Source organism: Desulfobulbaceae bacterium DB1, assembly GCA_001914235.1.
Taxonomy (GTDB): domain Bacteria; phylum Desulfobacterota; class Desulfobulbia; order Desulfobulbales; family SURF-16; genus DB1.
The window spans coordinates 152,130-164,459 of sequence record MQUF01000006.1 but is presented as its reverse complement, the minus strand read 5'-3'; the positions used below and the strand labels follow the sequence as shown (position 1 = coordinate 164,459).

10 protein-coding genes are annotated in these 12,330 nt (G+C 54.5%); 5 read left to right on the top strand and 5 right to left on the bottom strand.

All coding sequences use genetic code 11. The features are described from left to right. Window positions 1-15 precede the first annotated feature (15 nt). The 4 genes from BM485_07415 to BM485_07400 all read left to right on the top strand — a co-directional run bounded on the left by BM485_07415 (window position 16) and on the right by BM485_07400 (window position 4,566). On the top strand, window positions 16-1,494 hold the full coding sequence (locus tag BM485_07415) for a B12-binding domain-containing radical SAM protein (GenBank protein OKY75553.1): 1,479 nt from the start codon (window positions 16-18) through the stop codon (window positions 1,492-1,494). A 103-nt stretch (window positions 1,495-1,597) separates the two neighbouring features. After that, on the top strand, window positions 1,598-1,975 hold the full coding sequence (locus BM485_07410; GenBank protein OKY75770.1) for a hypothetical protein: 378 nt from the start codon (window positions 1,598-1,600) through the stop codon (window positions 1,973-1,975). Between the two features lie 34 nt (window positions 1,976-2,009). Next, entirely contained in the window at window positions 2,010-3,737 is a 1,728-nt protein-coding gene (locus BM485_07405) for a 2-oxoacid:ferredoxin oxidoreductase subunit alpha (protein ID OKY75552.1), read from the top strand. Further along, complete coding sequence (locus BM485_07400) at window positions 3,715-4,566, top strand: 2-oxoacid ferredoxin oxidoreductase (protein OKY75551.1); 852 nt, start codon at window positions 3,715-3,717, stop codon at window positions 4,564-4,566. The genes BM485_07405 and BM485_07400 overlap by 23 nt, the downstream gene beginning before the upstream one ends. Here BM485_07400 and BM485_07395 read toward each other — a convergent pair. The 5 genes from BM485_07395 to BM485_07375 all read right to left on the bottom strand — a co-directional run bounded on the left by BM485_07395 (window position 4,560) and on the right by BM485_07375 (window position 9,986). Further along, a complete protein-coding gene (locus tag BM485_07395; GenBank protein OKY75769.1) occupies window positions 4,560-6,092 on the bottom strand; it encodes an alpha-amylase in 1,533 nt (510 codons plus the stop codon). The two genes, BM485_07400 and BM485_07395, sit on opposite strands and share 7 nt — an antisense overlap. A 448-nt stretch (window positions 6,093-6,540) precedes the next feature. Next, entirely contained in the window at window positions 6,541-7,230 is a 690-nt protein-coding gene (locus BM485_07390) for an aquaporin Z (GenBank protein OKY75550.1), read from the bottom strand. Between the two features lie 221 nt (window positions 7,231-7,451). Beyond that, a complete protein-coding gene (locus tag BM485_07385) occupies window positions 7,452-8,300 on the bottom strand; it encodes a hypothetical protein (GenBank protein OKY75768.1) in 849 nt (282 codons plus the stop codon). Window positions 8,301-8,494: 194 nt separating this feature from the next. Next, window positions 8,495-9,529, bottom strand: coding sequence for a hypothetical protein (locus tag BM485_07380; GenBank protein ID OKY75549.1), 1,035 nt, complete (start codon window positions 9,527-9,529; stop codon window positions 8,495-8,497). Between the two features lie 67 nt (window positions 9,530-9,596). Continuing rightward, window positions 9,597-9,986 carry a hypothetical protein gene (locus BM485_07375; protein ID OKY75548.1) on the bottom strand — a complete coding sequence of 130 codons (390 nt, stop codon included), beginning with the start codon at window positions 9,984-9,986 and terminating at the stop codon, window positions 9,597-9,599. A gap of 429 nt (window positions 9,987-10,415) precedes the next feature. On the opposite strand from BM485_07375, the gene BM485_07370 reads away from it, so the two are divergent. Beyond that, window positions 10,416-12,314: an aminodeoxychorismate synthase, component I gene (locus BM485_07370; protein OKY75547.1), complete on the top strand. Its 1,899-nt coding sequence runs from the start codon at window positions 10,416-10,418 to the stop codon at window positions 12,312-12,314. The last annotated feature ends 16 nt before the right edge of the window (window positions 12,315-12,330 follow it).

Genomic DNA, 12,330 nt, shown 5'->3' with positions numbered 1-12,330 from the left:
CCCGGAGGTAACGCCATGAAAATTTTGCTTGTTTATCCCGAATATCCGGACACATTCTGGAGTTTCAAGCATTCCCTCAAATTTATTGCCAAAAAAGCCGCTTTCCCTCCCCTTGGCCTGTTGACCGTGGCCGCCATGCTGCCTGGCGACTGGGAAAAAAAGCTGGTGGATCTCAATGTCGAATCCTTGACGGATGAGCATCTGGCCCGGGCGGACATGGTCCTGCTCAGTGCCATGATCGTCCAGCAGGAAAGCGTCCGGCAGATCATTGCACGGTGCAAGGGACTGGGCAAAAAAATTGTCGCCGGTGGACCCTTGTTCACCACCCAGCATGACCAGTTTGCCGGAATTGATCATTTTGTCTTAAACGAAGCGGAAATCACCCTGCCCCTCTTTCTCCGGGATCTGGCCGCCGGTCATGGGCAGCCGGTTTATTCCTCCACGGAACGACCCGATATCAGCAAAACGCCGGTTCCCCTCTGGTCGCTCATCGACCTCGGCAATTATGCAACCATGTCCATTCAGTATTCGCGCGGATGCCCGTTCAACTGCGAATTCTGCGATATCATCATCATGAACGGCAGGATTCCGCGACTGAAATCAGCGGAACAGATGCAAAGGGAATTCCAGGCGCTGTTTGACGCGGGCTGGCGGAAATCAGTCTTCATCGTTGACGACAATTTCATCGGCAATACCCGCCAGGTGAAGCAGCTGCTGCCCGTGCTGATCAGATGGCAACAGGAGCACCGCTTTCCCTTTACCCTGTTGACCGAGGTCAGCGTCAACCTGGCACAGGATGAGGAACTGATGCAATTGATGAGCGCCGCCAATTTCTTCAAGGTCTTTCTCGGCCTTGAAACGCCGAACCAGGACAGCCTGGTGGAATGCGGCAAAAAACAAAATACGGCGGGCAGCCTGGCCGGGGCCGTGGAAACGATTCACCGGCACGGCATGCAGGTCATGGGCGGTTTTATCGTTGGTTTTGATCATGACCCGGAGAACATCTTCGACATGCAGATCCGCTTTATTCAGCAGATCGGCGTGGTCACGGCCATGGTGGGCATCCTGACCGCTTTACCGCAGACCCGCCTCTGGCACCGGCTGAAGGCGGAAGGACGGCTGCTTGGCGATGCCACCGGCGAAAACACCGATGGCCGTTTGAACTTCGAGCCGCGCATGGAAAAAGAAAAACTGATCGAGGGCTATCAAAAACTGCTTTCCACCCTCTATTCGCCGAAATGCTATTATCAGAGGATAAACACCTTTCTCAAGAACTACACCCCCACCGCCCGAACAAGAATCAGCAGGGATGACCTGCTGGCCTTCATGCGGGCTGCCTGGCGGCTTGGTATTGTGTCGAAAACCCGGTTTCGCTATTGGAAATTGATTATCAAAACATTTTGCGTCAAACGACGGGCTTTGCCCATGGCCGTGGAAATGGCCATCCATGGGTTTCATTTTGAAAAAATCCTGAAACGGATTTGCCGGCCGTAAAGGATTGCACTATTTGTGGTGCGCGGTTATCATTCATCCCCGGATTGCCGTGTTGCACGGCGCTCTTTCCCGACCGGGAAAAACATCAACAAAGGAGGCCTTTATGAAAAAAATATCACTTCTCATGCTTGCCGCAGCGGCATTGCTGACGTCCTGTTTAATGGTGCCGGCGGAACGCCGACACCATTCAGGCGGTGTCGTTATCGCTCCCCTTCTTCCGTCGGTCGTGGTGCTGGAGGCGGAACCATACTATTATTACAGCGACTTTCACTATCATTACTCAAACGACCGGTGGTACTACTCGAAGTCAAAACGTGGCCCCTGGGCCGAATTGCCGCGGGAACGCTACCCCAAGGAAGTCAGATTCAAAGGGAAAGGCGGCAAGCATGGCCATGGCAAGAACCGGTACGATGATGACCGGTATGATGACCGGTATGATGATCGATACGATGACCGGGACCGCGATTACCGCCGCGATTAACAGTAACGCCTTCAATCATCACCAAGAGGATTCCATGGATTACACCATCAAAATCGGCGGTGAAGCGGGACAGGGCATCCAGACCATCGGCGATGCCCTGGGGCGTCTCCTCACCCGCTCCGGCTATCACGTCTTTTCCCACCAGGACTATGAATCCCGTGTCCGCGGCGGGCACAACTTTTACCAGATCCGTTTTGCCAACCAGCCTCTTGCCGCGTCACGCAGCACCATCGATATCCTCGTGGCCCTTGACCGGGAAAGCATCACCCGCCACGAACACGAGCTTGCGCTGAACGGCAGGATCCTCTATGACGGGACAAGGCTCAAATTAAAGGCCAAGAACCCCGCCTTTCTGGCGATCCCCTTTGAGAAGCTGGCCCTGCAGCAGGGCGGCGACCCGATCATGGCGAACACTGTTGCCACCGGCGCGGTGCTCGGCATGCTCGGCATTGACCCGGAAATATTTTTCGCATTCCTGACCGACACCTTCAAGGACAAGGGCGATCAGGTTGTTCAGGCCAACAGGGACGCCGGGCAGGCAGGGTACCAGTATGTAAAAGAGCATTGTGACAAATGTGATTTCGCCGTGCCGGTCGGCGCCGTGAAACAGCGGATGCTGATCGGCGGCATTGAATCCATCGCCCTCGGCGCCCTTGCCTCGGGCTGCAAGTTTTATTCAGCCTACCCCATGACCCCGTCCACCGGCATCATGAACTATCTCGCCTCAAAGTCGGACCAGTACGGCGTTGTCGTCGAACAGGCCGAAGACGAGATCAGTGCAATCAACATGGCCCTCGGCGCCTCCTTTTCCGGGGTACGCGCCATGACCGGCACCTCGGGCGGCGGTTTTGCCCTGATGGTGGAAGGGCTGTCCCTTGCCGGCATGACCGAGACGCCCATCGTCATCGCCATGGGACAACGGCCCGGTCCGGCCACCGGCTTGCCGACACGGACGGAACAGGGTGATCTCGAATTTCTCCTGTCCGCGGGGCACGGAGAATTTCCCCGCGTCATCCTCGCCCCCGGTTCGCCGCGCCAGGCATTTTATCTCACCAGCAAGGCCTTTGATATCGCGGAAAAATACCAGATTCCCGTTTTCATCCTCTTCGACACCTACCTTGCCGATTGCCAGTGGACCTTCGAAAGCTTTGATCCGAGCCAGATGCGGTACCGCGATTACCGCCTGCGGGGCGATGACTTCAAGAATCTAACGGACTACAGGCGCTATGCCGACACCGACACCGGCATCTCTCCGCTTGCGGTGCCGGGAGACGCCGGCCATGTCGTTGTCGTTGACAGCGACGAGCATGACGAAGACGGCCACATCATCGAGGATGCCGCCACCAGAATCAGGATGGTCGAAAAGCGTCTGTTGCGGAAACGTCCGCGCATTCAGTCCGAGATCGCGCCGCCGGATCTCTACGGAGACCGGGAGGCGCGCATCGTTCTCACCGGCTGGGGCTCGACCTATGGCGTCATGAAGGAAGTCGTCGATACCCTGGCGCAATCAACGAGCATCGCCATGCTTCACTTCAGCGAGGTCTTTCCCCTGCCGAACCTCGATGCTTTTGATTACGTTTCATTCCTGCGCAAGGCAAAGCTTTCCCTGTGCATTGAAAACAACGCCACCGGCCAGTTCAGCCGACTGCTGCGGGCTGAAACCGGTTTTGAGTTCACGGCCCTGATCCACAGGTACGATGGCCGGCCGTTCACGCTGGAAGAACTGCGAGGAGAGATAGATGGTTACCTTGGAAAAATATAAAGGTCAGAATCCGGCTTGGTGTCCGGGTTGCGGCAATTTCGCGATCCTGAAAGCGTTCAAGGAGGCGATGGTCGATCTGCGGCTTGAACCCCATCAGATCACCCTGGTTTCGGGCATCGGCCAGGCGGCCAAGCTGCCGCACTATACCAGATGCAACACCTTCAACGGCCTGCACGGCAGGGCCCTGCCGGTGGCAACAGGGATCAGGCTCGCCAACCACGCCATGCCGGTGATCGTCACCACCGGCGACGGCGATTGCTACGGCGAAGGCGGCAACCATCTCATGGCGGCGATCCGCCGGAACATCAACGTGAAGCTCTTTGTCCACGACAACCAGATCTACGGATTGACCAAGGGGCAGCCCTCTCCCACAACCGGCACCGGAACAAAGGCGAAAAATACCCCTTTCGGCGTGATCTCCGAGCAGTTCAACCCCATGGCGCTCGCCGTGGCGCTCAACTGCGGCTTCGTGGCCCGGGCCTTTGCCGCCGACACGGCGCATCTCAGCGGCCTGATGAAGGAGGCCGTGAACCACAATGGCTTTGCGCTGATTGACATCCTCCAGCCCTGCGTCACCTTCAACAAGGTCAACACCTACGACTGGTATCAAAAGCGCGTCTACCACATCGAGCCCGAGTACAATCCCGAGGATCGCATCGCGGCATTTACCCGATCCCTCGAATGGGGCGACCGCATCCCCATCGGCCTTCTCTACCGCAATAACCGCCCGACCTTTGAGGAGCAGGTTCCGATGCTGGCCGCCGGACCGCTCGTGCATCAGGATTTCGACCCATCACGAATCGAAGAAACCCTGCGGGAGTTTTATTGAGAAACAGACTCAAGCCAGGCATCCGGCACCTCAAACCAGCTCGCCTCGTGGTAGTCGGGAACAGGCAGCTCGCCTTTCAGCGGCGCCTGGAGCACCTGCGGATTGCCGGGAATCTTCACCCACACCTTCCAGCCGCTGCCCGCCGCATATTCCCGGTAATCTTGATACCCTGAAAAAAACGGCTGCCAGTCCATGTCGCTGCCGCCGATGCGGACATACAGATCGCCATGCCTGCCGGTGACAAAGGCGGCATACACCCCTTTCCGCCGGGCATTCTGCTGGGTATGCACCGTGCTGCCGGCATGAACCCCGGCAACCTTGCGGGCGTTGACCAGGGCGGTCAGCTTGTTGCGCAGATCCTGCCCCCAGTCGAAATAATGGGGCCAGAAAACGGTGGGCACGCCGGGATGGGTGAGGATATAGGCATAGGCCTGCTCCACCTGCCAGTCGTTTAAAAAATCGTCCGATTCATGATTCTGCTGGGCTGAGCCGTCTTCATTGGTGCGGTAACCGGTATCATGGTTCTTGACAAAGGTGACCGCCCTGTTCTTCCAGGCATGACCGTCGGTGGTGTCGCCCACCATGCCGATGCCGTTGCCGTACCCGTACAGGGCGCCGTAATTCCCCTTATTGTCCTTCAGGATGAAAAACGAGGTGAAGTCAAAGACGCTGCCGGCGGTGGCGAGCTCCCCCGGCGTGACGGCGGTATGCCAGATCCAGCCACGCTGCTCCGGGTGCGCCGCCCAGTCATATTCCCCCACCGAAAAGGTAGGCTTGGTTGCCCGGTTGTAAACCGCGATCCACCTGGCGTGATAGCCGTGCACCATGTCGTAGCGCCAGCCCCGGTAGCCGAGGGATTGCAACTGCAACAGGTAGCGGATGATGTCGCGCCGCACGGTTGCATTGGTGTGGTCGATGTCACGGAAGGAGTCGTAGGCATAGGTGGTGCCGCCGTGGCCGGAGTATGGCGCCGGGCTTTCCTCGGCCGCGCCCCGTTGCGCCGCCGGTGTCTGGTACACTTCCGAGCCGGGATTCACGAAACATTCGTCCCCTGCGGTGATCGCCCAGGTGCCCCAGTCGGGATTTTTGAAATCAGCCCAGCCCTTCACCCCGTCACGATGATTGATGACGATGTCGGCCACCGGTTCAATGCCGTTTTGCAGCAGGGCCTCCAGCATGGCACGATGCTGTTCGAGTGTGCCGTATGTGTTGCCCAGATTAAAATACTCCCGCGGATTGTATCCGGCGCTGATCTCCCCGGCAAAGGAGGGAGGCGGCAGCCAGATCAGATCAAAACGGCCCGCCCGGATGGCCGGGGACTGCGCCTTGACAATATCGTACCACCTTTTCGGGCCATACTCCGGGAACCGCTCCGGCATGCCGTGCCGGTACGATTCCCAGTAAAAGCCCTGCAGCATCACCCGGTCGTCGTCAAAACCGGCCTGGGCAAGGACCAGGCCGGGAACAAGGAACAAAACGAGAAGGAAACAAGTGAGCAGCGAACGGATTTTTGCCGGGAGTTTCATTGCGGGCATTGGTTTCCTCCTCATTTTGTACAGATCGCTTATTGGCTGACAACGAAAACAGCATGGAACTGTCCAGACAAAGCGGACCACATCAGTCGGTTGCCGCCGGTTTTTGCCGTAATTTAATATTTTTCAACGGGTTGACAGCAGTAAGGTTTGAATTTGGCCACTGCAATTCCTCGTGCTGAAGTTAAGCGGCCTCACTCCTTTCGCCTGTTGCAAAACAGCAACAAATCAGCTCAAAATACCCGTATTTTATCAATCTTTTCACCTTTTTTTGCAGGTTCAACGCAACGCATAAGGGGCGCGCAACGAAGATGTCCGCTTCTACACGAACCCTTCGCCAAGCGGTGGATCTTTTTCACAATGGGTAGGTGTCTCACTTACATTGACACAGAGGGCGTGGCCGTGCCACACGAATTCTTAAATCGTTGGGCAATTTCTCCGATTAGCCCTTTTCACTACTGATAAATCGATAGATTACAGCGCCAAGCATACCGCCAATGATTGGGGCCACCCAGAAAAGCCAAAGTTGTGAAATCGCCCAATCGCCTACAAACAGGGCAACGCCCGTACTGCGCGCAGGATTCACCGATGTGTTTGTAACCGGGATGCTAATCAAATGGATGAGAGTCAGGCACAAACCAATTGCAATCGGTGCGAAACCCTGTGGTGCCCGTTTGTCAGTGGCGCCCATAATGACAAGGAGAAACATCATGGTCATGACCACTTCAGTTATCAGGGCAGCCGGCAAACCATACCCGCCAGGCGAGTGGGCACCATAGCCGTTTGAGGCAAAGCCGGCGGACAGATCAAAGCCTGCCTTGCCGGAAGCAATAAGATACAGAACACCACCTGCTATAACTCCGCCCAAGACCTGCGCAACAATGTATGGCAGCAGCTCTTTTGCTGGGAAACGACCGCCGGCCCAGAGACCAAAAGAAACTGCCGGGTTGAGGTGACAGCCGGATATATGCCCGATGGCGAAGGCCATAGTGAGCACGGTCAGGCCAAATGCCAGTGATACACCAAGAAGTCCGATGCCTACATTCGGAAACGCAGCAGCCAAAACAGCACTGCCGCACCCACCAAGAACCAACCAGAATGTTCCAAAAAACTCTGCGCCATACTTATTCATAATTTTCTCCTTTTCTTTGTTGATTATGATATTCAACGGAAAGGTAAACCGCCTGCGGCAGAAAGCTTGCAGATTTTAGCAACAACGCGTCTTCCGCAGGTCAGCTTTAGCGATTTGCTTGGCTTTCAATAGTAGAACCACTGAGCACCTGAACAAGTATTTTCCTCAATGCAAATGAAGGGGAAATCGCCACCAATTAGAGATCGGTTTTTCAAAATGAATCACTCAATTGGTTTGCCTCGATATGGATAATTTTTTAGGCGAGTATCGCTGCGCTCATGGGTTTTCGTGATCGTCTTTTCATGGTCAATCCAATCCTCCCATTTGAAGTCCGCTATTACTTGCGCCTGATAACTCTCTTCAAGAGGGTGGTCCAATATATCATTGATATGGAGCCATTGTTGATGACGCATGAGGTCAACCTGATAAGGGGTTGGGTTTCCGCCAGCCTTTTTTACAATTGCTTTCAGATCTTCCACATCTTTTAAGGTGACTTTGGGCGTCCATGTGATCTTGCCGGGTAGCATGACAGGTTCGCCGGGAATGTTATTGATTCCTTGTTTCCAGGTTGCGAGTACAGCTACTTTAGTATCCTCTCGATAGAGGATGATGGCATGGCTGTATCGTTTGTCTTTAAAATAGCCGAGGTTGCCATATTGTAGTCTTGCTCCGGTCAGGAATGCCACCGCGTCCGACCAGCAAGGAGATTCGCCGCTTATTCCCCAAAGCACGCTGCGATCTATGATTCCATCCGGGAAGAGTATTTTGAAGGCAACCCATGCGCTATTTGAAGCGGTTGTGATGCCTTCGCAATCATGGCCGTGAAACCGCACAATGTCTTTAAGTGTTACGGGATATGTGTAAGGATAATAGCGACCTTGAGTACCCTTTGTGGCTAAAATCTCGAATACAGGAGCATACGGCTTTGCTACCATTGAGGCATACCAGGTTGGATTACGATCTGGCGCCTCCACTCCTGTTTCAATAAAAATATTTTTTCCTTGTTCGTAGGTTGGTTCAGCTGCAATGGAACCCGAAACAAGTAGAAAATAAAGGCTGCAAAGCCACATTGTAGATTGCGCGAACTTGCATACAAAATTCATTTAGTTCTCCTTTCTTGTCTAATGAAATGAGGTGCCAAACGGCTGCAATAAGCGGGAAATGGGGCCTGGCTTGGTGATCTAAAAATTAAAAGAAACAGTTACTGCCGCAACATCGTCTGTCCGTGCAGGATGCGCCATTGCCCGATTTCGATCCTGCGGCCTCAGGATGCATCTTCATCACTCCACCGCGGAAATCCATTTTCCTCCGAATCAAGATCAAGCTTATCCAAAAAATCCTTGGTGGTGATCGGCCGTTCCCTGATGGTAAAATAATGCTTGGGGAACCAGACAAGACGAAACGAAACCGCTTTTTCCGTGGGGGAAACATTGTCGAGGACGATTGAAAAGCGGTTGCCGTCCTTTAAGAAATGGTTGTCGGTCAAGGGAAAATCAAACCAGGTCAGGGTGAATATTTTCGAAGATTCAAACCCATGCGCTGCATCTTTATAATCCAGGATGAAACTTACCTTGAACTGCTGTTTCTCCCAGTCGGCATCATACAGATAGACAATCAACTCCCTGCCGGAAAAATCCCCCTGCTGTTCAGGGTGATTGTTTTCGGTACCGCCCGCCACGCGCATGACAGTGTTTTTCTTGCCTCCCCCTTTGCCGAGATCAAGGGAATAAGGCGGACATTGCGGGCATTGTTTTTCAAAAACCCTGCTGCCGCCATCCGCCGGTTGCTTTTCGACAAAGGCAAGGGTCTGGGAGGAAACGACACTGGCGCCTTCCTTGGCAAGGATGGAAATCTGCTTGTCGATGACCCGGCGGGACACGGAATGAAGGGAGGCAAGCATGTCATCGGCATCCTCGCCGGTCCGCCCGCTGATCCGGCTGCCGACATACTCGAGCAGGGGCTTGAACTCAAAATGCTCATGGAAATTCAGCACCAGCAGTTCGGTCAGCAGTTTCATCCTGTTGACGTCATCATCGCCGATGCCGCTTTCCTTTCCGACAATAGGATCGATGAGATTACTGAACATCGATGCGCGCAACTGGCTTTCCGCCTGTTCACGCTGGGTGATAATGCTGGTGGCGCTCATTTTTGACTGGAAACTGTTGGCAATGAGGGCGGCAAAAATAAGCGCGGCCGGTCCCAGAATTTTACAGAAGGAATCAAGCACTGTTGCCAGGGTACTTTTGCCGTTTTCCCCTTCCGTTTCGCCGATGCCGTTCTTGTCTTTTTTTTTACCCATGGCAACAAGCCCTCAAAGACCATTGCGTGAAAAAACGTACCGGAATGCGGAAGGCCGCGCCGCGGTCTTATTCCGCCGGATAAAAATAAAGGTTCAGTTCATAGGGCTGCGGATAACTCATTATCACCCCCCTGAACCTTCCGTCAGCGGAAACGGCATCATAACTGCCGGGCGGCAGATGAACCCTGTAGCTCCTTTCCGGGGAAACAAAAACCTGCTCCTGGTGGCTGTCATTGATGCGGACAAGAAAAAAACCGTTATCGCCGAATTCCCCCATTATTCTCCCGTAAACGAGCCCGGCAAAGACATCGGCGCAATGCAGCAGCAGCACGTCGATAATCAAAAGGGGCAAAAATATTTTTTTTCGCAGATTGCGCATCATGGCCGGCATTCCTGTACCCCTTCGGGCAGCATCGTGATGAATCTCGCTTCCGTCGATCATCACAACAACAAACATCAATATTCATGCCAGCAAAGGATTCATGAAATAAAACCCGTAAAATCAGCAAGTAAACAAAAAATGCATGTTCAGGCAATGACCCTTGCCCGGTGAAATCCGTAACCTGAATTCCCGTTGAAAACTAAAAAAAAGGGGAACGGGGAAAAGAGAATCGGCGCTTTTCTCTTACCTGACAAGAGATTACGCCGTCACGGGAAGGGTTACAGAAAATTGTTACCACGCAGCGTGACAAGGATACCCTTGCAAATCCCCGCCATTGCATCCCTGCCGGGATTCGCGCCGCTGCCGTGCCCGAAGAAAATAATGGATCATTTTTATTGCAGTCGCGGTTTCGCACCTCACGCAGTGACGGCTTGATTTTTTCGTCAGTGAAGAGTATAGAATTCTCCTTGCCGGAGTTACCCGCGGAGCGTAAAAAAACCGATCATGACAAACCTTCTTCCCTTTTCAGAACACGATATCTCCCGGTTGTTGAGCGCCCGTGGGCACGATGATTTTATTCTGCTCGAGAGCATGAAACTCTCCGAAGAAAATCAGACATCCCTGCTGTTTTCCGATCCGGTTGACACGCTTGTTCTCCATGGGCATGATGACCCCCGTATTTTTTTCACCCAGGCGCAGGAATGGCTGGATCGCGGCTTTTATCTCGCCGGCTGGTTTGCCTATGAACTGGGCTACCTGCTTGAACCCGCCCTGACGGCCCTGGCCCGGCCGCGCCAACTCTTGCCGCTTGCCCGATTGGGGGTCTTCCGGAAACCGATTATTTTCGATCATGCCGACCGGTTGTCGATCAGCAGCGCCCTTGCCGCTTTTGCACCTGACGAGGGAATCGATGCCGGCACAGACACCCTAGACATCGGCAACCTGCGGCTCAACCTTGCCGAAAGCGAGTATATCGAGGCAATCGAGACCATCCGCCGCTACATTGCGGCAGGCGACACCTACCAGGTCAATTACACCCTGAAATATCTCTTTGACTTTGCCGGGAAACCGTCCGACCTGTACCGGACGCTGCGGCGAAACCAGACCGTTGCCTATGGGGCTTTTCTGCGGCATGGGGAGCGCCACATCCTTTCCTTTTCGCCGGAGCTTTTTTTCCGCCGCCGGGGAAACAGATGCACGGTACGCCCCATGAAAGGAACCATGCGTCGGGGCCGCACTTCCCTGGAAGATGAAAAAAACAGACATTTTTTGCAGACCGACAGCAAGAACCGCAGTGAAAACGTGATGATCGTTGATTTGCTGCGCAACGATCTGGGCCGGCTGTCAAAACCCGGCACCGTGCGCGTGGCATCCCTTTTTGACGTGGAAACCTATGAAACACTCCATCAAATGACCTCGACCATCACGGGTGAACTTCCTGACAAAGTGCGACTTTACGACCTGTTCAAGGCCCTTTTCCCCTGCGGATCGGTCACCGGCGCCCCGAAAATCAGGACCATGGAGATCATCCGGCAACTGGAACGGGAACCACGGGGCGTCTACACCGGGGCCATCGGCTACATTGCCCCTCACGGAGATGCGGCCTTCAATGTTCCCATCAGAACGATTGTGCTTGACCGGGACCAGGGAGAAATGGGGGTCGGCTCCGGCATTGTCCATGATTCGAACCCGGAAAGCGAATGGCAGGAATGTCAACTGAAGGGGAATTTTCTGAGCCGTCCCCTCCCCCCTTTCCAATTGATAGAAACACTCCTGTGGCGTGCAGGGGAAGGATTCCGTTTTTTTGAAGAGCATCTCGCCCGGCTGGTTGATTCAGCCGCTTATTTTCAGATTCCCTGCAATCCGGAGCAGATTCGGCAATTATTCAGCAGGGAACACAAGAGACTGGAAGTCCTGGGGGGATGTCATCGCTGCCGTTTGCTGCTCAACAAAGACGACGGCGGGCTCAGCCTCACCGCTACCCCATGCGATGAGCCCAAAGGCCTGGAACAGGCGGGCGAGGAGCCGGCACCGCAAGTACGTTTTTCTTCGCAGCAGACGGACTCAGCCGACATCTTTCTCTGCCACAAAACAACCCGGCGGGATCTGTATGACCGTGAACGGCACAAGGCGACGGCGGAAGGATATTACGAGGTTCTTTTCTGCAATGAAAAGGGGGAAGTGACCGAGGGCGCGATCACCTCTGTTTTCGTCCGGCAGGGCGACATCTTCTTCACCCCGCCGGTGGCGTGCGGACTGTTACCCGGCGTGTACAGAAACCATTTTCTGACAAAAACGGGGTTCACCGTCATCGAAAAAATTCTTTTCCCCGAAGATCTGGCCAGGGCCGATGCGGTCTATGTGGCCAATTCGGTGCGGGGCATGGTGCGGGTGCGCATCTGACGGGATGTTGATCCAA